General features: G+C 66.8%; 18 protein-coding genes. 7 read left to right on the top strand and 11 right to left on the bottom strand.

What is annotated here, in order from left to right:
- Positions 1-85 precede the first annotated feature (85 nt).
- Both ACFQU0_RS08080 and ACFQU0_RS08085 read right to left on the bottom strand, forming a co-directional pair.
- A complete protein-coding gene (locus ACFQU0_RS08080; protein WP_382199668.1) occupies positions 86-892 on the bottom strand; it encodes an ABC transporter permease in 807 nt (268 codons plus the stop codon).
- Between the two features lie 2 nt (positions 893-894).
- A complete protein-coding gene (locus ACFQU0_RS08085) occupies positions 895-1,836 on the bottom strand; it encodes an ATP-binding cassette domain-containing protein (RefSeq protein WP_382199669.1) in 942 nt (313 codons plus the stop codon).
- Positions 1,837-1,882: 46 nt separating this feature from the next.
- Between ACFQU0_RS08085 and asd the strand changes: the two genes are divergently transcribed.
- Positions 1,883-2,731, top strand: coding sequence for an archaetidylserine decarboxylase (gene asd, locus ACFQU0_RS08090; RefSeq protein WP_382199670.1), 849 nt, complete (start codon positions 1,883-1,885; stop codon positions 2,729-2,731).
- Positions 2,732-2,749: 18 nt separating this feature from the next.
- A complete protein-coding gene (purT, locus tag ACFQU0_RS08095; protein WP_382199671.1) occupies positions 2,750-3,952 on the top strand; it encodes a formate-dependent phosphoribosylglycinamide formyltransferase in 1,203 nt (400 codons plus the stop codon).
- Between the two features lie 13 nt (positions 3,953-3,965).
- Here the strand turns inward: purT and ACFQU0_RS08100 are convergent, their stop codons facing one another.
- From ACFQU0_RS08100 to ACFQU0_RS08110, 3 genes are all read right to left on the bottom strand, one after another.
- A complete protein-coding gene (locus ACFQU0_RS08100) occupies positions 3,966-5,117 on the bottom strand; it encodes a GGDEF domain-containing protein (RefSeq protein WP_382199672.1) in 1,152 nt (383 codons plus the stop codon).
- A 181-nt stretch (positions 5,118-5,298) separates the two neighbouring features.
- Entirely contained in the window at positions 5,299-6,948 is a 1,650-nt protein-coding gene (locus ACFQU0_RS08105; RefSeq protein WP_382199673.1) for an ATP-binding protein, read from the bottom strand.
- 32 nt (positions 6,949-6,980) lie between these two features.
- Positions 6,981-8,486 carry an AMP nucleosidase gene (locus ACFQU0_RS08110; protein ID WP_382199674.1) on the bottom strand — a complete coding sequence of 502 codons (1,506 nt, stop codon included), beginning with the start codon at positions 8,484-8,486 and terminating at the stop codon, positions 6,981-6,983.
- A gap of 93 nt (positions 8,487-8,579) precedes the next feature.
- On the opposite strand from ACFQU0_RS08110, the gene ACFQU0_RS08115 reads away from it, so the two are divergent.
- The 3 genes from ACFQU0_RS08115 to ACFQU0_RS08125 all read left to right on the top strand — a co-directional run bounded on the left by ACFQU0_RS08115 (position 8,580) and on the right by ACFQU0_RS08125 (position 10,366).
- Positions 8,580-8,882 carry an antibiotic biosynthesis monooxygenase family protein gene (locus ACFQU0_RS08115; protein ID WP_382199675.1) on the top strand — a complete coding sequence of 101 codons (303 nt, stop codon included), beginning with the start codon at positions 8,580-8,582 and terminating at the stop codon, positions 8,880-8,882.
- A gap of 1 nt (position 8,883) precedes the next feature.
- Positions 8,884-9,726 carry a MipA/OmpV family protein gene (locus tag ACFQU0_RS08120; protein ID WP_382199676.1) on the top strand — a complete coding sequence of 281 codons (843 nt, stop codon included), beginning with the start codon at positions 8,884-8,886 and terminating at the stop codon, positions 9,724-9,726.
- A 79-nt stretch (positions 9,727-9,805) separates the two neighbouring features.
- Positions 9,806-10,366: a hypothetical protein gene (locus ACFQU0_RS08125; RefSeq protein WP_382199677.1), complete on the top strand. Its 561-nt coding sequence runs from the start codon at positions 9,806-9,808 to the stop codon at positions 10,364-10,366.
- On the opposite strand, the gene uvrA is transcribed toward ACFQU0_RS08125, so the two are convergent.
- Positions 10,367-13,318 carry an excinuclease ABC subunit UvrA gene (gene uvrA, locus ACFQU0_RS08130; RefSeq protein ID WP_382199678.1) on the bottom strand — a complete coding sequence of 984 codons (2,952 nt, stop codon included), beginning with the start codon at positions 13,316-13,318 and terminating at the stop codon, positions 10,367-10,369.
- Positions 13,319-13,332: 14 nt separating this feature from the next.
- Complete coding sequence (norR, locus tag ACFQU0_RS08135; RefSeq protein ID WP_382199679.1) at positions 13,333-14,889, bottom strand: nitric oxide reductase transcriptional regulator NorR; 1,557 nt, start codon at positions 14,887-14,889, stop codon at positions 13,333-13,335.
- Between the two features lie 152 nt (positions 14,890-15,041).
- Here norR and hmpA point away from each other — a divergent pair, with 152 nt between their 5' ends.
- Both hmpA and ACFQU0_RS08145 read left to right on the top strand, forming a co-directional pair.
- On the top strand, positions 15,042-16,214 hold the full coding sequence (gene hmpA, locus ACFQU0_RS08140; protein ID WP_382199680.1) for an NO-inducible flavohemoprotein: 1,173 nt from the start codon (positions 15,042-15,044) through the stop codon (positions 16,212-16,214).
- Positions 16,215-17,348, top strand: coding sequence for an HPP family protein (locus tag ACFQU0_RS08145; protein ID WP_382199681.1), 1,134 nt, complete (start codon positions 16,215-16,217; stop codon positions 17,346-17,348).
- A gap of 4 nt (positions 17,349-17,352) precedes the next feature.
- Here ACFQU0_RS08145 and ACFQU0_RS08150 read toward each other — a convergent pair whose 3' ends face one another.
- The 4 genes from ACFQU0_RS08150 to ACFQU0_RS08165 form a co-directional block, all read right to left on the bottom strand.
- Entirely contained in the window at positions 17,353-18,231 is an 879-nt protein-coding gene (locus tag ACFQU0_RS08150) for a hypothetical protein (RefSeq protein ID WP_382199682.1), read from the bottom strand.
- Entirely contained in the window at positions 18,228-19,097 is an 870-nt protein-coding gene (locus ACFQU0_RS08155; RefSeq protein ID WP_382199683.1) for a universal stress protein, read from the bottom strand. The genes ACFQU0_RS08150 and ACFQU0_RS08155 overlap by 4 nt, the downstream gene beginning before the upstream one ends.
- 247 nt (positions 19,098-19,344) lie before the next feature.
- Positions 19,345-19,743, bottom strand: coding sequence for a GreA/GreB family elongation factor (locus ACFQU0_RS08160; protein WP_382199684.1), 399 nt, complete (start codon positions 19,741-19,743; stop codon positions 19,345-19,347).
- 104 nt (positions 19,744-19,847) lie between these two features.
- Positions 19,848-19,970: a hypothetical protein gene (locus tag ACFQU0_RS08165; protein ID WP_382199685.1), complete on the bottom strand. Its 123-nt coding sequence runs from the start codon at positions 19,968-19,970 to the stop codon at positions 19,848-19,850.
- Positions 19,971-20,196: the final 226 nt, after the last annotated feature.

A 20,196-nucleotide genomic window follows, 5' to 3' on the forward strand; every position in this document is an offset into this window, starting at 1 on the left:
GATCGAGGGCGCGCGGCGGCTGCAGACCTTGAACATCGGCGGCTCCTGCGCCACCGTGGTCAGCTTTGTGGTGGAGCGGGGCTGATCAACGCGCGAAGCGTTTGCGAGTGAGGGCCAGCGCGACCCAGAAGCCGATCACCGTGTAGGCCAGCAGTACCAACAGGTGCCAGCCGGCCTGCTCGGGCCAACGGTCCATGAACAGCGGGCGCACCAGCGCCACCGCATGGGTCAGCGGCAGCACGTCGGAAAACACGCGCACCCAGTCGGGCAGTTGCTCGCGCGGGAAAAACACGCCGCTCAGAAACATCATGGGCGTGAGAAACAGCGTGAAGTAGTAGGTGAAGAAATCGTAGCCCTTGGCCAGCGCGTTGAAGATGAGCGCGATGCAGCTGAAGGTGATGCCTGTGCACAGCAGGATGGGCCAGGCCAGCAACAGTTTGGGGCTGTGGCTGATGCCCAGGCCCAGCATCACACCCAGGATGGCGGTGACGGTGAACAGCGCCTTGAACGCGGCCCACAACATCTCGGCCAGCAGCACGTCGTCCAGGTCCACCGGCGCGTTCATGATGCCGTCCCAGGTTTTCTGCACGTGCATGCGCGAGAAGGCGGAATACAACGCCTCAAAGGTGGCGGCGTTCATGGCGCTCATGCAGATGCTGCCGCTGGCCAGGAACAGGATGTAGGGCACCTGCTGCCCGCCGTGGTTGACTTGCCCGACCAGCGCGCCCATGCCGTAGCCAAAGGCCACCAGCCACATCAGCGGTTCGGCGATGTTGCCGACCAGGCTGGGGATGGCCAGCTTGCGCCAGACCAGCAGGTTGCGCAGGAAGACCGGCCACCAGCGCAGGGACAGGGTGGGCGGGCGCCAGAATGATGGTGTGGTGTGGGTCATGTTCAGCCTTCTTCCCTGATCTGGCGGCCGGTGAGTTTGAGAAAAAGATCTTCGAGGTTGGCCGGGCGGTGCAGGGTGCGCAGGCCGGGCACCTCGTTCAGCGCACTGAGCAGTTGTTTGGCATCGGCCGTGTAGAAAAACACGGTTTCGCCGCTGACCTCCACCCGCGCGGCCAGCGCACGCAACGCCGCGTGTTCAGGCGCGGCATGCAGTGAGAGCGCGCCCACGCCGTACACCTCCACCACGTCGGGCTCCAGGTGCTGGGCGATCAGCTCGCGCGGGCGACCCTCGGCGATTTTGCGGCCGTGGTCGATCACCAGCAGGCGGCTGCACAGGCGCTCGGCCTCGTCCATGAAGTGGGTGGTCAACAAAATGCTTTTGCCCTGCTGCAACAGCATTTGCAGGCGCTCCCACATCAGGTGGCGGGCTTGGGGGTCCAGACCCGTGGTGGGCTCGTCGAGCAGCAGCAACTCGGGGTCGTTGACCAAAGCACGCGCCAGCGACAGGCGCCGCTTCATGCCACCCGACAATTCACCGGGCTTGGCGTTGGCCTTGTGGGTGAGGGCGGCGAACTCCAGCAGCTTCGGTATGCGCTCGCGGATGGCCGCATCGCGCATGCCGAAGTAGCGGCCATAAACGAGGATGTTCTCGGCGCAGCTGAAGTCCGGGTCCAGCGTGTCGAACTGGCTGACCACGCCCAGGCGCGCCTTGATGGCGCGGGCGTCCTGTGGCATGTCCATGCCCATCACCTGCACCGAACCTTCGTCAGGCACGGTCTGGCCCAGGGCCATGCGGATGGTGGTGGTCTTGCCGGCGCCGTTGGGGCCGATCACGCCCAGGCATTCGCCGGGCGCGATGTCGAAAGACAGGTCTTTGACCACGGTGTTGTCGCCGTAGCGTTTCGTCAAGTGCTGAATATGCAAAAGCGGGCTCATGAGTGGCATTGTGGCACTCACTAAAATCGCTGGTTGCCCCCACAAGGAGTTCCCTTTGTCCGACCGCCTGGCCGTGTGGCCCCAATACCTGTTGCCCAAGGGCGCGCTCACGCGGTTTGCCGGCTGGGTGGCCGGCGGGCGCTGGGGTGGCCTCACCCACGCCATCATCCGGCGCTTTGTGCGCAAGTACCAGGTCAACATGCTTGAAGCCGCGCAGCCCGATATCACGGCCTACCCCAGCTTCAACGAGTTCTTCACCCGTGCGCTGAAAGACGGCGCCCGCCCGCTGGCCGAAACGCCGTGGGTGTGCCCGGTGGACGGCGCCATCAGCCAGCTCGGTGCCATCGACGGTGACCGCATCTTCCAGGCCAAGGGCCACCACTACACCACACGCGCCCTGGTGGGTGGCGACGCCGAGATGGCCGCTCGCTACGAAGGCGGGCATTTCGCGACCATCTACCTCAGCCCGCGCGACTACCACCGCATCCACATGCCCTGCGATGGCCGCTTGCGCCGCATGGTCCACGTGCCGGGCGAGCTGTTCTCGGTCAACCCGGCCACGGCGCGTGGTGTGCCCGGCTTGTTCGCCCGCAACGAGCGTGTGGTGTGCGAATTTGACACCCCCCACGGCCCCATGGTGCTGGTGCTGGTGGGTGCCACCATTGTGGGCAGCATGGCCACCGTGTGGCACGGCGTGGTCAACCCGCCGCGCCCGGGCACGGTGCGCGAATGGCGCTACGACGACGTGCCGGTGGACCTGAAACGCGGCGACGAAATGGGCCGCTTCCTGCTGGGCTCCACCGTGGTGCTGCTGTTTCCGCGTGGCACCGTGGCCTTCCAAGCCGATTGGGCCGCCGCCCGTCCCGTGCGCCTGGGTGAAGCCATGGCCCACTCCCCTTCCTGATTTTTTTGAGGCAACCCCATGACGACTCTCGGCACCCCCCTGTCTCCTTCGGCCACCAAGGTCATGTTGCTCGGCTCGGGCGAGCTGGGCAAAGAGGTCTTGATCGCCCTGCAGCGCCTGGGCGTGGAAACCATCGCGGTGGACCGCTACGAGAACGCGCCCGGACAGCAGGTGGCCCACCATGCGCGCACCATCACCATGAGCGACCCGGCGCAGCTCAAGGCCCTGATCGAGGCCGAGCGCCCGCACCTGGTGGTGCCTGAGATTGAAGCCATCGCCACGCCCATGCTCGAAGAATTGGAGGCCGCCGGCACCGTGCGCGTGATCCCCACCGCCCGCGCCGCCCGCCTGACCATGGACCGCGAGGGCATCCGTGTCTTGGCCGCCGAAACCCTGGGCCTGCCCACCAGCCCCTACAAGTTCTGCGACTCCTTGCAGGAGCTGCAGGCCGCGATCGATGGGGGCATCGGCTACCCCTGCATCGTCAAGCCGGTGATGAGTTCCAGCGGCAAGGGGCAGAGCAAGATCGACGGCCCGGCAGACGTGAAAAAAGCTTGGGACTACGCCATGGCCGGCGGCCGCGTGAGCCACGGCCGCGTGATCGTGGAAGGTTTCATCGACTTCGACTACGAAATCACGCAACTCACCGTGCGCGCGGTGGGTGCCGACGGCCAGATCGACACCCAGTTCTGCGAGCCCATCGGTCACGTGCAAGTGAGTGGTGACTATGTGGAAAGCTGGCAGCCCATGGCCATGTCAACCGCCGCTATCGACAAGTCGCGCCAGATCGCCAAGGCCGTGACCGACAACCTCGGCGGCCAGGGCCTGTTTGGCGTGGAGTTGTTCGTCAAAGGCGACCAGGTGTGGTTCAGCGAAGTGAGCCCGCGCCCCCACGACACCGGCCTGGTGACCCTGTGCACCCAGCACCAGAGCGAGTTCGAGTTGCATGCCCGCGCCATCCTGGGCCTGCCGGTCGACACGTCTTTGCGCAACCCGGGCGCCAGCGCGGTGATCTACGGCGGCGTGGACGCCACCGGCATCGCCTTCGACGGTGTGGACGAGGCGCTGCGCGTGCCCGGCACCGACCTGCGCCTGTTCGGCAAGCCCGAGAGCTTCGTCAAACGCCGCATGGGCGTGGCCCTGGCCCGTGCCGCCGACACCGACACCGCACGCGCCAACGCCAAGCTGGCGGCCGGCAAGGTCAAGCCACGCTTGGCCTGACACACGCTGCCGCTCAGCCCAGCACCAGCTGTGCCCGGCCGTTTGCCTTGGCCGTGTACATGGCCTGATCGGCCCGGTTCAGCAAGGTGTCGATCTCCCCATCGCCGGCCTGCAACTCGGTGGCGCCGGCCGAGAAGGGCAGGCCAAAACCCAGAGAGGGCAAGGCCTCGGGCAGAACGCGGTTGCGCAGCCGCTGGTCCAGGGTGTGGACGGCGTTGAGCGGCGTGTCGCGCAGCAGCACGGCAAACTCCTCGCCACCCAGGCGGCCAGCCAGGTCGCTTTCGCGCACCTCTTCGCGCATCGCCTGCGCAAACAACCTCAACGCCCGGTCGCCCACGTCGTGACCGTGGCGGTCGTTGATTTTTTTGAAGTGGTCGAGATCGACCAGCATGACGGTGAGCGGCTGGCCGTGGCGGCGCGCATGGGCCAAGGCGGCGGCGGCCTGCTCGTGCCAGGCGCGGTGGTTGAGCACACCCGTCAGGCCATCGGTGCGGGCAAGGGTGCGCAACTGCGCTTCGGCTTCGTCGCGCCAGGCCACCAGGATGGCCACGGTGATCAGCACCAGCACCACGTTGGCTGCCACCTGAGCGCCCAGGTTGACCGGGTGGGGTGCCTCGAAGCTGGGGTACAGCTCGGGAAAGAACGCGCCCATCACACCGCGAGCGAAGGTGAACCCCGCGATGAGTGCGTGGCAGCCGGCCAGCAGCCAGCGCCAGTGGCGGCGGGCGGGGCGCACCGGCCACAGCGCGGCCCGGGCCACCACCAGCAACTGCGCCGCCAGCAGGAAGTTGGCCCAGCCCACGCGGGGGCTGTAGTGCGGGAACAGCAGGGCGTAGCCCAGCGGCATCAACAGCACCAGCGCCAGCAGCAGGTGTTTGCCGGGGCGCGGGCCCAGCCATTGCTCCAGCGCGCCAAACAGCAGCCAGGGGGCCAGCGAGGCGAACACCATGGTGGCGGTGGACAGCGCCCAGTCCAGCCAATGCCCGACCCAAAAACCCGAGGCGATGATGCACACCCAGCCCGCCATCTGGCTCAGCAGACTCCATTGCGCCAGGCGCCCGGCGCGGCTCACTTGCCGCCCCATCAGCAAAGGCAGCGCCAGCGACACCGTGAACAGGTTGAACGCGGTGAGGACGAGGACGGTGAAGACGTTGATCTGAGCCATGGGGCGCGGCTTACTGGAACGCCACCTCCGCAAAGCTGCGCAGCTTGCGGCTGTGCAGGGCGTCCACGCCGCAGCGACAGGCCATTCTTAAAGCGAAGTCATATTCTGTAGGTGGCATTAAATTTGTTTTATAAGCTGTTGTTTTGCATTGATTTTTTGTTCTAAGGGGGTGTTTCTATGCCTAAAGATCATCGACTTTATAGACTTGGTGCGCTATCAGTTTCCATTTGGCCCAACGGCGCAGCCCGTCCAGCCACACGGCACCATCTTCCCGCAACTCCTGCATCAGGGACTGCACCGCGCTGGCCGGCAAATCGGGCAACACTTGCCGCAATTCGGCAAGGGGCGAGCCCTCGGCACCTTGGGTTGCCAAATGCTTGAGCAGCAGCGCTTTGTTGGTTTCGTGGTCCAGGCCCTTCTTGCGTGTGTGTGTTCCCTTGGCGCCCAGCGCCGCATAAAGGGCTTGCGAGAGCATGTAGCGAGCACCCTTGCCGCGCCCCATGACTTCGACCACCCCGACCTTCACCAAACCGGGTAAGCGGCTTTTCAAATCGTCATTCAGCACTTGATCGCGGTGCAGCAGGTCCAGTGCCAGAAAGTCACTGGTCGAAAATGACCGCAGCGTTTGCTCACCAATGCGTTCCATGAATCGCACAAACGCGGGGCTGTTGACTTTGCCATCCAGGGTCAGGCGAACTTCGTGTGCGGCCGTGCCTGCAAAGCTGGGTAGCGCTTTGCCTTGCCGCACCGCAGTCTCAAACATCAGATTCATGCCTTGGCCAGAGCGCTCGATCAGTCCGCACTTGGCCAGGGCTTCAGCCAGGCGACGGTTCCGGGGATTTTGCTGATCCAGCACGTTGGCAGGTGTGATACCTGGGGGAAATCCGCCCGGACTGACCACTTCCAGACGCTGTGGGAATTGCCGGACGAACACCGAGCCTCCCAGCCGGTAGTCGCGATGGGCGACCGCATTGAGCAAGGCCTCACGGACCGGAATCTCGTCAAACGTCAGCAAATCCATGCGAAACAGGCCGTCCTGGTAGCTCTGTCGCTCGTTGCGCAAATTGATCCTGTTCCACAAAGTGTCCTGCCAGACGAAAAAACCCTCGCGGAATTCCAACCGGTCGCCGGCAGGTCCAGATGCGTCTGAAGACCTGTATTCGAAAACCAACTCGGCCTGGGCCAGCCATCGTCCCAGTGCCTGACGTGTGCCAAACAAAATCAAGGCGGCGTAAGTGAGCTGACCATCCACCAGCAGCTCGGCATTGGTCAGGGTTTCAGCAACGGTCCACAGCTGCTTGCGTTCGTCCTGGGTTTTGCGTGCCCAGCGGGTTCTGAAAACCGCGATTGCGGTTTCTGACAAGTCAACCAGACCCGCCCCTGGGCACGTTTCGGCTGAAAAATCAGGGCCGATTTCCCCAAAGATGCCCCTGAGTTCGGCATCGCCCAAAGCAGTCAGATCGTCGCCTGCCCGTTTGAGGTAGCGGCCATCGATTTGCCAAGCCGTACCCGGCAGGCGACTCGGTACATGAACCACCAGCACACGGCCTTCGGGAAGTCGCAATTCCTCCACGGGAATGCGGTGCAGCAGCCGCTTGTGCAAGCCCGCTTCTGTGCGTCCAGGTTCTTCAAATGCAGCGGTACCGACGATGTTGCGCGGTCGAAGGTCTGAGACGCCGAGCACAATTTTGCCGCCACCCTCATTGGCCAGCGCCACACAGTACTGCACCAGCCTGTCAAAGTCGTACCGCTGTTTGGCTTCTTTGAACTCCAGCCGCACACCTTCCGGCTCGTTCAGCCAGTCTCGCAGTTGTTCAGCGCTTGTCCTCATCCTTGCATCCTAGCTTGCACCTCTGAGGGGATTTACTGGAACGCCACCTCCGCAAAGCTGCGCAGCTTGCGGCTGTGCAGGGCGTCCACGCCGCCGGCGCGCAAACGTTCCACCGCACGTATGCCGATGCGCAGGTGTTGATCCACCCGCTCACGGTAGAAGTGGTTGGCCATGCCGGGCAGCTTGATTTCGCCGTGCAGGGGTTTGTCGCTCACACACAGCAAGGTGCCGTAGGGCACGCGGAAGCGGAAGCCGTTGGCGGCGATGGTGGCGCTTTCCATGTCCAGCGCCACGGCGCGGCTTTGGCTGAAGCGCCGCTGTGGCGTGTTGTCGGGCAGCAACTCCCAGTTGCGGTTGTCGGTGCTGGCCACGGTGCCGGTGCGCATGATGCGCTTGAGGTCGGCGCTTTGCAGGCCGGTGACGTCGGCCACCGCGCTTTCCAGCGCCACCTGGATCTCGGCCAGCGCGGGGATGGGCACCCACAGCGGCAGTTCTTCATCGAGCACGTGGTCCTCGCGCACGTAGGCGTGGGCCAGCACATAGTCGCCCAGCTGCTGGCTGTTGCGCAGGCCGGCGCAGTGGCCCAGCATCAGCCAGGCGTGGGGGCGCAACACGGCGATGTGGTCGGTGATGGTTTTGGCGTTGCTGGGGCCCACACCAATGTTGACCATGGTGATGCCGGAGTGGTCGCGGCGGATCAGGTGGTAGCCCGGCATCTGGGGCAGTCGGGGCGGTGCCTTGCCGAACGCGTCCATGGGTTCGGTCGGCAGGCCCACGCGGCGGGTGACCACATTGCCCGGTTCAACAAAGGCGATGTAGTCGCTGTCCGGCTGGGCCATCTCGGCATGGCCGAGCTTGATGAACTCGTCGATGTAGAACTGGTAGTTGGTGAACAACACGAAGTTCTGGAAGTGCTCGGGCGCGGTGCCGCTGTAGTGGCGCAGGCGTTGCAGCGAGTAGTCCACGCGCGGCGCGGTGAACAGCGACAGCGGCTCGGGCTGGCCGGGCGGCGTCTGGTGGGTGCCGTTGGCGATGCCGTCGTCCATCACGGTCAGGTCGGGCAGGTCGAAGACCTCGCGCATGAGCGCGCGGCGCTGCGCCGTCATCTCGCCCTCCACGTGGTCATGTTCGGCAAACGAAAAGTGCACCGGAATGGGTTGGTTGCCCACGCCGACCTGCAGTTCACCGCCGTGGTTTTGCAGCAGCAGACGGAACTGTTCGAGGTAGTAGTGTGCAAACAGGTCCGGACGGGTCAGCGTGGTTTCAAAATCGCCCGCGCCGCTGACAAAGCCGTAGGACAGGTGTTTGTCGGCGCCGTCCTGGCGCAGCGCGGTGTGCGTCTGCAGGCGCACAAAGGGGTAGCAGGCGCGCACGCGCTGGCCGTCGGGCCAGGTGCCGGCCACAAAGGCGGCCAGCGAGCTGCGCAGGTGGGCGATGGCCTGGTCGTACAGGTGCTGCACCTGGGCGAGTGCGGCCGCTGGGTCGGTGTAGGACACGGGCGCCACAAAGGCGGGACGGATGGTGGGAGCGTGGGACATGGGCGTATTGTGCGGGAGCGAGGTGACAACACCCATGCACGTGGTGTGCCCGTTACCATAGGATCACCACATCACTCTGAAGACGGGCATCCCATGATTCTTGAACTCGCCGACATCCGCATTCAGCCTGGCCAGCAGGCCGCTTTCGAAGAAGCCATCCAGCGCGGTGTGGCCACGGTGATTGCCCATGCCAAGGGCTTCCAGGGTTTCAAGGTCAACCACAGCCTGGAGTCGCCCGAGCGTTACGTGCTGATGATTTACTGGACCACGCTGGAGAACCACACGGTGGATTTCCGCCAGTCCGAGGCCTTCACCCAATGGCGTGCCATCGTCGGCCCCTTCTTTGCCGGCCCGCCGACGGTGGAACATTTCGAGCTGGTCGCCAAGTCGAATTGATATGAAAACACCGCGCGCCGCCTTGGTTCTGCTGCCTTGCCTGTTGCTGTGGGCCGGACAGGCCGGTGCGGTGCGCCTTGAATCGACCGAGGGCGCCGAGCCGGGAGACCCGGGGGCGGGCGACTACCTGCTGGGCAGCATGCTCAGCACCTCGGGCAACCACGTGGGCGAGCCCGGGCGGGGTGCCAGCTTGCGGCCTTTGTGGTCGGTGCAGTGGCGCAACTGGCGCATCACCACCACCCGCGCCAGTGCCCTGTGGCGGCTGGGGCGCGATGGCATTGACCCCGGCGTCAGCACGGTGCTGGTCGATCAAAGCCGCTTCCGCCTCAGCGCTTCGCTGCAGATCGATGGCGGCCGGCGTTCGGGTGACGACGCCTACCTGGCCGGCCTGCCCGAGGTGCAGCGCACCCTGCGAGGCCGGGTGACGGCGCGCTACGCCCTCAGCGACCACTGGTCGGTCGCGCTGGCCGCCTCGCACGACCTGCGCAACCGCGACCGCGCCGGCACGCTCACGCCGTCCATCAAATACCGCCACCCGACCGAGTCGGGCACGCTGTGGGAGGCATCTTTGTCGGCCGTGGCGGGCAACGACGAGCACCTGCAGACCTTCTACGGCATCACGCCGGCCGCAGCCATGGCTGCAGGCCGTGCCCCCTACGAGCCCCGTGGCGGCTGGCACCAGTGGCGACTGGGCCTGGACGTGAGCCACCCCTTGAGCGCACGCTGGGTGGTGTTTGGCGGTGTGGGGCTGTCCAGCCTGGTGGGTGATGCCCGGCGCAGCCCGCTGGTGTCTCGCGCCAGCACCTGGGGCGCCAACCTGGGCGTGGCCTACCGCTGCTGCTGAGCGCCTTGCATTCGCTTACAGCGTTTCACGCGGGCATCAAACGGCCCCGTTACGATGCCGCGGTGTTTTGGAGAAAACCATGAAATCGATCCTGTCTGTGACGCTGGCTTGTGTGTCCGCGATGTGTTTGGCCGGCCCGGCGCTGGCCGAAAAACCCGACTGGGCCGGGCAGGGCAATGGCAAAGGCCACGGCAAACCCGACAAACACCAGAACGAACGCGGCGATCGGGAGCGCCCCCGCGAGCGTGACCACGAGCGAGCGCCCGTGGTGCGGCAGGGCTCAGGATCGTCGGTGGCCATCAGCGGCAATGTCGGCGGTGTCCAGATCGGCGCCTATTTCGGCTCACCCCAGCGGCAGGCCTTGCACGACTACTACGCGCCGCAGTTCCGCGCTGGCAAGTGCCCGCCGGGCTTGGCCAAGAAGGGCAACGGCTGCCTGCCGCCGGGCCAGGCCAAGAAGTGGCGCGTGGGCCAACCGCTGCCGCGCGACGTGGTGTACTACCCCGTGCCCAACGAGATTTCGGTGCGCATCGGCCTGCCGCCGGCGGGGCACAAGTACGTGCGCGTGGCCGCCGACATCCTGCTGATCGCTGTCGGCACCAGCATGGTGATCGATGCCGTCGAAGACCTGACGCGCTGATCAGGTGAGCAGCCGTTTGAGGTAACGCCCGGTGTGGCTGGCCGGGTTGCTGGCCAGTTCTTCGGGCGTGCCAAAGCCCACCACCGTGCCGCCGCCGTCGCCGCCTTCCGGCCCCATGTCGATCAGCCAGTCGGCTGTCTTGATGACGTCCAGGTTGTGCTCGATGACGACGATGGTGTTGCCCGCATCGCGCAACTGGTGCAGCACCTTGAGCAGCAGCTCGATGTCGGCGAAGTGCAGGCCGGTGGTGGGTTCGTCCAGGATGTAGAGCGTGCGGCCGGTGTCGCGTTTGCTCAGCTCCTGCGCCAGCTTCACGCGCTGGGCCTCGCCGCCCGAGAGCGTGGTGGCGCTTTGCCCCAGGCGTATGTAGCTCAGGCCCACGTCCAGCAGGGTCTGCAGCTTGCGCGCCAGCGTGGGCACGGCGCTGAAGAAGACGAAGGCCTGCTCCACCGTCAGGTCCAGGATCTGGGCAATGTTCTTGCCTTTGTAGAGCACTTCCAGCGTCTCGCGGTTGTAGCGCTGGCCGTGGCAGACCTCGCAGGGCACGTACACGTCGGGCAGGAAGTGCATCTCCACCTTGACCACGCCATCGCCCTGGCAAGCCTCGCAGCGCCCACCCGAGACGTTGAAGCTGAAGCGGCCTGGGCCGTAACCGCGCTCGCGTGCGGTCGGCACCTCGGCCATCAGCTCGCGGATGCCGGTGAACAGGCCGGTGTAGGTGGCCGGGTTGCTGCGCGGCGTGCGGCCAATGGGGCTTTGGTCGACGTTGATGACCTTGTCGAAATGCTGCAGGCCGTCGATTTCGTCGTGGGGCGCCGGTTCGTCGTGTGCGCGGTACAGGTGACGCGCCACGGCCTTGTGCAGGGTGTCGTTGACCAGGGTGGACTTGCCCGAGCCGGACACGCCGGTGACGCAGGTGAACAGGCCGACCGGGAAACGCGCCGTCACGCCCTTGAGGCTGTGGCCCGTGGCGTTGACCACGGTCAGCCAATCGTCCTTGGCGGCATGGCGCGAGGCAGGCACCGCAATACAACGCGCGCCCGACAGGTACTGGCCGGTCAGCGATTCCGGCGCAGCCATCACCTGGGCAAAGCTGCCCTCGGCCATCACCCGGCCGCCGTGTGCGCCGGCGCCCGGACCCATGTCGATCACGTGGTCGGCGGCGCGGATCATGTCCTCGTCGTGTTCCACCACCAGCACGCTGTTGCCGATGTCGCGCAGGTGTTGCAGCGTGCCGATGAGGCGGTCGTTGTCGCGCTGGTGCAGGCCGATGCTGGGTTCGTCCAGCACGTACATCACGCCGGTCAGGCCGCTGCCGATCTGGCTGGCCAGGCGAATGCGCTGGGCCTCGCCGCCCGACAGCGTCTCGGCGCTGCGCTCCAGGCTCAGGTAGTTCAGGCCGACGTCGTTGAGGAATTTCAGGCGCAGGCCAATCTCGCGCACCACCTTGTCGGCGATGTCGGCTTTGCTGCCACTGAGAGTGAGGGTGTTGAAGTAGGTCAGGGCCTCGCCCAGCGTCACGCGGCCGATGGCGTAGATGGGGCGGCGTTGCTCGCCCTCGCCCACAAACACATGGCGCGCCTCGCGCCGCAGCCGGGTGCCGTCGCATTCGGGGCAATGCTGGGTGCTGCGGTAGCGGCCCAGTTCCTCGCGCACCGCGCTGGAATCGGTCTCGCGCCAGCGGCGCTCGAAGTTGCGCACAATGCCTTCGAAGGGGTGCTTTTTGCTGACCTTCTTGCCTGCCGACTGGCCGGATTCCATCATGTAGCTGAACTTGATGGCTTCGTCGCCCGAGCCGTACAGCACCGCCTGGCGCACCGCCGCGGGCAATTGCTCGAAGGGCGTGTCGGGGTCGAAGCCGTAGTGCGCGCCCAGGCTTTCGATCATCGCGAAGTAGTAGGCGTTGCGCCGGTCCCAGCCCTTGATGGCGCCACTGGCCAGGCTCAGCGTGGGGAAGGCCACCACCCGCTCGGCGTCGAACACCTCGGTGTGGCCCAGGCCGTCGCAGGCTGGGCAGGCGCCTTGGGGCGAGTTGAAGGAAAACAGGCGCGGCTCCAACTCGCCCAGCGCGTAGCTGCACAGCGGGCACGAAAACCGGGCGCTGAACAGGTGCTCTTTGCCCGTGTCCATTTCCATGGCAATGGCCTTGCCGTCGGCCAGGCGCAGCGCGGCCTCAAAACTTTCGGCCAGGCGTTGCTGCATGTCGGGCCGCACCTTGAGGCGGTCGATCACGACGTCGATGTCGTGTTTTTCGGTCTTTTTGAGCGCGGGCAGGTCTTCAAACGACACCGTCTCGCCATTGAGTCGGAAGCGCACATAGCCTTGGGCCTGCAGATCGGCAAACACCTCGGTGAACTCGCCCTTGCGCTCGCGGGCGATGGGGGCCAGCACCATGAGCTTGGTGTCCTCGGGCAGGGCCAGCGCGGCGTCCACCATCTGGCTCACGGTCTGGGCCTGCAACGGCAGGTCGTGGGTGGGGCAGTGGGGCGTGCCGGCGCGGGCGAACAGCAAGCGCAGGTAGTCGTGGATTTCGGTCACCGTGCCCACGGTGGAGCGCGGGTTGTGGCTGGTGGCTTTCTGCTCGATGCTGATGGCCGGCGACAGGCCTTCGATCAGGTCCACGTCGGGTTTGTCCATCAGCTGCAAAAACTGGCGCGCGTAGGCCGACAGGCTTTCCACATAACGCCGCTGGCCCTCGGCGTACAGCGTGTCGAAGGCCAGGCTGGACTTGCCCGAGCCCGACAGCCCGGTGATGACCACCAGCTGGTTGCGTGGGATGTCCAGATCCACGTTCTTGAGGTTGTGGGTGCGCGCGCCGCGCACGCTGATGTGCGTTTGCGCCAAGGCTTTGCGCAGGTAGGTGCCCTCATCGGCTGGGCTGAGGGGGGTGTCGGAGGCGGTGGTGTGGAGCGGGGCGTTCACGGGGCGGGCGCGTTCTGGGCAACCCGCCATGATAGTGCGCGCCGCTATTTGGGGTGGTGCAGGCCCAGCCGTTTGGCCAGGCGGACCAGGTTGGCTCGGTCGACCTGCAGTTCGCGGGCGGCGCTGGCCCAGTTGTGGGCGTGCCGTTCCAGGGTGTCTTGCACCAGCTGGCGTTCGACCGCTTCCACCCGCTGGCGCAGGCCCATTGCCGATGGCGCGCTGGGCAGGGGCGCTGGCCGCGCGATGGGGGCTGGCTGGGCCTGGGGCAGCCCCAGGTCCAAGTCTGTGAGGGTGAGGATGCGGGGGCGAGGTTGTTGCCGGCCCAGCGCCTTGAGCACGCTGCGTCCGATCAGGTGCTCCAGCTCGCGCACGTTGCCCGGCCAGTCGTAGGCCAGCAGGGCGGCCTGGGCCGCCGCGTCCAGCCGCAGCCCGCCCAGGCCCAGGCGGGAGCGGTTGTCTTCCAAAAAATGGCCGCTGAGCAACAGCACGTCGCGCCCGCGTTCGCGCAAGGCGGGGACGGGCAGCGGGTAGACGCTCAGGCGGTGGTAGATATCGGCGCGCAGACGCCCGGCGCGCACCTCGGCGGCCAGGTCGCGGTTGGTGGCCACGATCAGGCGCACGTCCACATGGTGCTCGCGGTCGGAGCCCAGGCGCTGCAATTGGCCACTTTGCAGCACACGCAGCAGTTTGGCCTGCACGGCCAGGGGCAACTCGCCCACCTCGTCCAGGAACAGGGTGCCGCCGTCCGCCAGTTCAAACTTGCCCCGGCGGTCGTTCACCGCACCGGTGAAGGCGCCGCGCACGTGGCCGAACAGTTCGCTCTCCACCAGGGTCTCGGGCAGGGCCGCGCAGTTGAGGCTGACCAGGGGGCGGTCGGCGCGCGGCGAGCGCGCGTGCAAAGCCTGCGCCACCAGCTCTTTGCCCACGCCCGTTTCGCCCGTGACCAGCACCGTGAGGTCGCTGGCGCCCACCAAATCGATGTCCTTGAGCAAGCGTTTGAACGCGGGGCTGTGCCCCAGCAGGGGCCGTTCGGGCTGGCCGGCGGCGCGCCGGTAGGACTCCGCGCGCAGGTGCTCGCTTTGTGCCAACTGGGCCAGGCGGTTGATGCGCATGGCCGCGCCCACGGTGGCGGAGGCCAGGCTGCCAAAGGCCTGTAGCACGTCAAGGTGGGCGTCGCTGAAGCTGCCCGGGCGCAGGGAGTCCAGTGTCAGCACCCCCCACGCCTTGCCCTCCACCTGCAATGCACAGCCCATGCAGTCGTGCACATGCAGGTGCCCGTGAAGACCGTCGACCAGGCCGTCGTAGGGGTCGGGCAAGGGGCTGTCGGGGGCAAACCGCCGTGGCCCGGGCGCGTCGAGCAAGGCTTTCAAACGTGGGTGTTCGGCCACCTTGAAGCGCCGCCCCAGGGTGTCGCGGCTCAGGCCGTCGGTGGCCAGGGGCAACAGGCTGTCACCCTCCAAGCGGAGCAGGGCCACCGCATCGCACGGAAACAGGGTGCGCAGGGTGTGCAGCAGTCGGCGGTAGCGTTCGGCTTCGGGGATGTCCTGCGGCAGGTCGGCCACCAGGGGCACCAGTGTGCGCAGCCATTCGGATGTAGTCATTGTGACCTGCAACGAAGTCTTTATGACTTCGGTTTGATGTGTGTCAAATCGACATTATCGTTGGCAAGTCCTTGATTTTTATAGTGGTCCCAGATGGCACAAGGGTTGCAACGGAGCGTGCCTCTCTTGTTCCACTTTCTGAAGGACGTTTTGTGCTCACCGAATCCCAGCGTGCCATCGTCAAGGCCACCGTGCCTCTGCTTGAAACCGGCGGCGAGGCGCTGACCACCCATTTCTACCGCATCATGCTGGGCGAATACCCCGAGGTGCGGCCGCTGTTCAACCAGGCCCACCAAGCCAGCGGCGACCAGCCGCGCGCCCTGGCCCACAGCGTGCTCATGTACGCCAAACACATCGACCGCCTGGAAGCCCTGGGCGATTTGCCGGCCCAGATCATCAACAAACACGTGTCGCTGCAGGTGTTGCCCGAGCACTACCCCATTGTGGGTGCCTGCCTGTTGCGCGCCATCCGCGAGGTGCTGGGCGTCGCGATCGCCACCGACGAGGTGATCGCCGCCTGGGGCGCGGCCTACCAGCAGTTGGCCGACATCCTGATTGGCGCCGAGGAGCAGGCCTACCGCGCCAACGCCGCGCAAACCGGCGGTTGGCGCGGCGCGCGCGCCTTCCGCGTGGCGCGCAAGGTGGCCGAGAGCAGCGAGATCAGCTCCTTCTACCTGCGTCCGGTGGACGGCCAGCCGGTGATGGCCCACCAGCCGGGGCAGTACATTGGGCTGCGTTTGGTGATTGCTGGGCAGGAGCAGCGCCGCAACTACTCGCTGTCGGCCCTGCCCAACGGGCAGGAGTTGCGCATCAGCGTCAAGCGCGAAGCCGAAGGTGTGGTGTCGCGTTTCTTGCACGACGAGGTGCGCGAGGGCGACACGCTGGAGGTCTTCCCCCCGGCCGGTGCCTTCACCCTGCAGCCGGGCGACAAGCCGCTGGTGCTGATCAGCGGCGGTGTGGGCATCACCCCCACCCTGGCCATGCTCAGCGAGGCGCTGCAAAGCGGGCGCACGGTGCACTTCATCCACTGCGCGCGCAACCGCGCCGTGCACGCCTTCCGCGACACCATCGACGCCCTGGCGGCGCGCCACCCGCAACTCCAGCGCTTTTATTGCTACGACCAGGCCGACGAAGGCGCCGACGCCGTGGGTTTGCTGGACCAGGCGCGCCTGGCCCAGTGGCTGCCTGCCAACCGCGACGTGGACGCCTATTTCCTCGGCCCCAAGCCTTTCATGGCTCTGGTCAGGCGCAGCCTGCTGGCCCTGGGCGTGCCCGAGGCGCAGACGCGTTACGAGTTCTTCGGCCCGGCGGCCGCCCTGCGCTGAGTGCGCGCCGACCAACACCCGCTCGCGGTCTGGCTGCGGGCGTTGTGGCCCGTGCCGCTGGCGGCCGGGCGGCGCGAGCTGTGGCTGGGCGGCCTGGGCGTGGGCCTGGGTTTGCTGGGCACCGAGTGGCTGGGCCGGCACTGGCTGGGTGGCAGCCACCTGTGGTTCATCGCCCCCATGGGCGCTTCGGCCGTGTTGCTGTTCATGTTGCCCGCCAGCCCACTGGCCCAACCGTGGGCGGCGCTGGGGGGCAACCTGGTGTCGGCGCTGATCGGCCTGCTGGCTTACCGCTGGCTGGGCGACAGCGGGCCGGTGGCGGCATTGGCGGGCGCGGTGGCGGTGGGTGCCATGGCGGTGTTGCGTTGCCTGCACCCGCCGGGGGGTGCGGTGGCGCTCACGGCGGTGCTGGGTGGTGCTGAGGTGCACCGGCTGGGCCTGGGCTTTGCCTTTGGGCCGGTGCTCGTCAATTCGGCGTGTATGGTGCTGCTGGCCCTGTTGTTCCACCACCTCGCTGGCCGCCGCTACCCGCACCATGCGGCGCCCGCGCCCCACCGCACCAGTGACCCCCTGCCCACCCACCGCACGGGCGTTCAGCCCACCGACCTGGACGCAGCTCTGGCCTCGTTTGGCGAGGTGCTGGACATCGACCGCGACGATCTGGAGGAGATCATGGTGCGCGCCCAGCTCCACGCCCAGCGGCGGCACTGGGCGGGTGTTTTGTGCGAGCACATCATGTCGCGCGACGTGGTGCGCATCGGGTCCGACGACAGTGTCGATGAAGCCTGGCGCCGCCTGGCCAGCCATAAGGTCAAGGCGCTGCCGGTGACCGAAGCCAACGGGCGCCTGGTGGGCATCGTGTCGCTGCACGATTTTTTCATCGGTCAGAGCGCCCCGGTTCCGCCGCGTCCTCCGCTGCTCAGCACGGCGCGCCGCGTGCACGAGATCATGTCGCGGCACGTCATCACCGCGCGGCCACACCAGTCCGTGGCCGATCTGGTGCCTGGCTTTTCGGACGGTGGCCTGCACCACATGCCGGTGGTGGACGGGCAGGACCGGGTGGTGGGCATGGTCACGCAGTCCGACTTGGTGGCGGCCTTGTTCAAGAACCGCTTCCCCGCAAACGGCGCTGCATGACCGCTCAAACCTCCGCCCACCAGCCGCTGAGCAGGCGCGCAGGTTTCTCTTGGGCGCGCACCCAGCCGCAGCTGTCCCAGCTGTCCATGGGGCTGGCCAGGCCGGCAAACACGGCATAGTCCGGCCCGGCCGCGATGCGGCCGCCGGCTTGCAGCGACTCACCCACGCGGATGGCGCCACCGGCCTCGATGTCCTGGGTGGCGACCACGCCCGTGCCACATTGCAAGTGGCTTTGTGTGCGAACCGAGCCAGCGCTTTCCACCCCTTGTGCCACCTCGATGGCGCCGGTCACGCTCAGGTCGTCGCCGGTGCGTATGCCGCCTTGGCAGGCCAGCTGGCCGCCCACCACCACGCCATGGCCTGCGTGGATGCGGCCTTCCACGCGCACGTCGCCCTGGATGTCCACGTCCCAACCCACCCGCAGGCTGCCGCCGCAACGCAGTGCTTGAGCCACCTGCAGGGACCAGCCAATGCGCATGTCGGACGCCACGTGCAGCGGGCCGGCGCATTGCAGTGCGCCGCTCACACGCAGGTCTTCGCCCGCCTTCAGGCTGCCTGCGCGCACGCCGCCGCCCACACTGAGCGAGCGCCCGGTGCGCAGCACCCCGTCCACCTCCATCGAACCACGGCACTCCACGCTACCGGCGAACACCAGGGCGGGGGCATCGAGTTCGTCCAGGTGCAGCACGTCGTCGGTGGGGCCGAGCTGGTCGAGCAGCCAGTTGGCGTCGTCGAGCCGGCCGGCCGCCACCAGGTCGTCCAGCAAGGCCTGGTAGTCGCTGAGTGTTTCCTGGCGCTTGAGGTACCAGCGGTAGCCGTCGGTGCAGGGGCGTTTGCTGCGGATGAAATCGCGCGTGATGTCTTTTCGGGTCAGCTGCGTCATGTGGCGGACCTCCAGCCTCGGACCGGCATCCAGGCGCTGCGCGGCGGCGCTTTGGGCACGATGAGCACGTCCACCGGCATGTCGTTGGCCAGCGACATGCCCAGTGGGTGGCGCCACATGGGCCAGGCCCAGCAGGGACGCGGGCCACTGCCCACCACCACCAGCCCGTGCCCGTGGTGGGTTTGCTGCGCCAGAATTCGCTCGCGCACGGGGCCGTGTGCCATGGCGTACTGCAATGCGCCTTGTGGTTGGCTCAGCCCGCGTGCGAGCTGCGCCATGCGCTGGTGCACATCGACACAGGCTTTGCGCAGAAAGTGTTCCATCACGATCGGGTCGGCGTCGTCGCGTGCGCGGCTGGCCACGTCCGGCAGGTCGGCGACATGGAACACGTCGATGTGCGCCCGAACCGCCAGCGCCATGGCCCAGCGCAGCAGGTGGGCGGAGTCGGCGCGCAGCGACACCGGCACCAGCACTTTGTGATAGTCGGCAGGGGTGTGTGTGCGCATGACGAGCACCGGCACGGTGTGCAGGCGCAAGGCGCGCACGAGCCAGTGGGTGTCAGGCGGCACGGGGCCAGGGGGCTCGGCGGCCAGGCACAGCAGAGCGCACCGGTTGGCATGAAACCGCAGCACCTCCAGCGAGACCATGGCCTCCTCGATGGTGTCCACCACCAGACCAAACTGGCGCCGGAGGTGGCGTGCACGCTGCTCCAGCCGGGCCAATGGCGAGTCGAACACGTTGTGGCCGGTGCCGCAGTAGGCCAGGCGCAGTTGCATGCCGGTGGCCCGGGCCAGCGCGGCGGCTTTTTCCAGATGGCGGGGGCTGTGCGCATCGAGGGGGGTGAGGGCGAGCAGGACGGCGCTCATGGCTGGCGGCTCCCCACGGCAACAGCGCCGCCATGCGCTGCGGGTGGAGGCCACTCCCGGCGGGGTGTGCGCCCTTGGACGGCGGCAAAAAAGTGGGCGAAGTTCGCCACGGTGTTGGTGTTCATCACAGCTCCGGCGGCAGGCCGCTGCGCCCGGTCGGATCGACCCGGACCGGCGGCCTGCGGTTTGAAGAAGGGGAAAGGCGGGCGAAGGGGCGGCCTAAAGGTGGCGTAAGGGGCGGCGTGGGCTACGTCGTGTGGTCGCCACTCGCCTCCGGCTGGAACAGCATCGCGTCGATGGTCAGCAGCCGCTGTTTGCCCGAAGGCATGGTCCAGCTCACCTGCGCCCCCACGCGCCGGCCCAGCAGGGCCAGGCCCACGGGAGACAGCACCGAAATGAAGCCCGCGTGCGGCTCTGCATCGTCGGGATAACACAGGGTCAGCTTGTGCTGCTCACCGTCGTCCTGCGTCACCAGCACCTGGGAGTACAAGGTGACGACGTCCGCGCGCACGTGGGCCGATTCGATCAGGTCGGCCGAATCGAGCAGATCGGTGAGCGCGTCGGGGGGATGACCGCCGTTGAGTTTGAAGAGGCGGCCGTGGTCGAGCTTGGTGAGCCACAGCTCACCGGGGGCAATGTTTGACATGAGTACTCCAGTGGGCCACTCGTTGACGAGCGGCCACGGTCACGCTGGGCGATGTGCCCGGCGACAGGAGTTGCGCGAAAAAGGGAGGAGGGGTGTCGCCGGGCTCAGGAATCTGCGGCCTGTGGGCAGATGAGCACGTCACCGGTCTGGAGTGTGGCGGGCACGGGCGTGCCGCAGCCCAGCTTGTGCAAGCTGTGGCTGGTGGCGATGGTGTGGCCCGTGAACATGGGTGGGACTGTAGCCTGAGACGCTTCAAGTGTCAAAGATGAGGGGCATTGCGCTTTGCTACACTTGTGCTTATGTTCATTCAACGCAGCACCGCCACCGCCTGCCGGGCTCCGCAAGGGAGCCGGGGAGCTTGGCCTTGGCGCAAGCCATAAAGTCTGCGTATGTTTCCGGCGCGGCCCCGTGATGCTGCCCGCGCCACCCGCGCACCCGCCCTGGGTGCAAAGC

This window comes from Hydrogenophaga defluvii, assembly GCF_042665235.1.
Lineage (GTDB): Bacteria > Pseudomonadota > Gammaproteobacteria > Burkholderiales > Burkholderiaceae_C > Hydrogenophaga > Hydrogenophaga defluvii_A.

What these genes read in the sequence shown, in the direction of transcription:
- ACFQU0_RS08080 (WP_382199668.1), bottom strand. Translation starts at nt 892, where the DNA reads ATGACCCACACCACACCATCATTCTGGCGCCCGCCCACCCTGTCCCTG.
- ACFQU0_RS08085 (WP_382199669.1), bottom strand. Translation starts at nt 1,836, where the DNA reads ATGCCACTCATGAGCCCGCTTTTGCATATTCAGCACTTGACGAAACGC.
- purT (WP_382199671.1), top strand. Translation starts at nt 2,750, where the DNA reads ATGACGACTCTCGGCACCCCCCTGTCTCCTTCGGCCACCAAGGTCATG.
- ACFQU0_RS08100 (WP_382199672.1), bottom strand. Translation starts at nt 5,117, where the DNA reads ATGGCTCAGATCAACGTCTTCACCGTCCTCGTCCTCACCGCGTTCAAC.
- ACFQU0_RS08105 (WP_382199673.1), bottom strand. Translation starts at nt 6,948, where the DNA reads ATGAGGACAAGCGCTGAACAACTGCGAGACTGGCTGAACGAGCCGGAA.
- ACFQU0_RS08110 (WP_382199674.1), bottom strand. Translation starts at nt 8,486, where the DNA reads ATGTCCCACGCTCCCACCATCCGTCCCGCCTTTGTGGCGCCCGTGTCC.
- ACFQU0_RS08115 (WP_382199675.1), top strand. Translation starts at nt 8,580, where the DNA reads ATGATTCTTGAACTCGCCGACATCCGCATTCAGCCTGGCCAGCAGGCC.
- ACFQU0_RS08120 (WP_382199676.1), top strand. Translation starts at nt 8,884, where the DNA reads ATGAAAACACCGCGCGCCGCCTTGGTTCTGCTGCCTTGCCTGTTGCTG.
- ACFQU0_RS08125 (WP_382199677.1), top strand. Translation starts at nt 9,806, where the DNA reads ATGAAATCGATCCTGTCTGTGACGCTGGCTTGTGTGTCCGCGATGTGT.
- uvrA (WP_382199678.1), bottom strand. Translation starts at nt 13,318, where the DNA reads ATGGCGGGTTGCCCAGAACGCGCCCGCCCCGTGAACGCCCCGCTCCAC.
- norR (WP_382199679.1), bottom strand. Translation starts at nt 14,889, where the DNA reads ATGACTACATCCGAATGGCTGCGCACACTGGTGCCCCTGGTGGCCGAC.
- ACFQU0_RS08150 (WP_382199682.1), bottom strand. Translation starts at nt 18,231, where the DNA reads ATGACGCAGCTGACCCGAAAAGACATCACGCGCGATTTCATCCGCAGC.
- ACFQU0_RS08155 (WP_382199683.1), bottom strand. Translation starts at nt 19,097, where the DNA reads ATGAGCGCCGTCCTGCTCGCCCTCACCCCCCTCGATGCGCACAGCCCC.
- ACFQU0_RS08160 (WP_382199684.1), bottom strand. Translation starts at nt 19,743, where the DNA reads ATGTCAAACATTGCCCCCGGTGAGCTGTGGCTCACCAAGCTCGACCAC.
- ACFQU0_RS08165 (WP_382199685.1), bottom strand. Translation starts at nt 19,970, where the DNA reads ATGTTCACGGGCCACACCATCGCCACCAGCCACAGCTTGCACAAGCTG.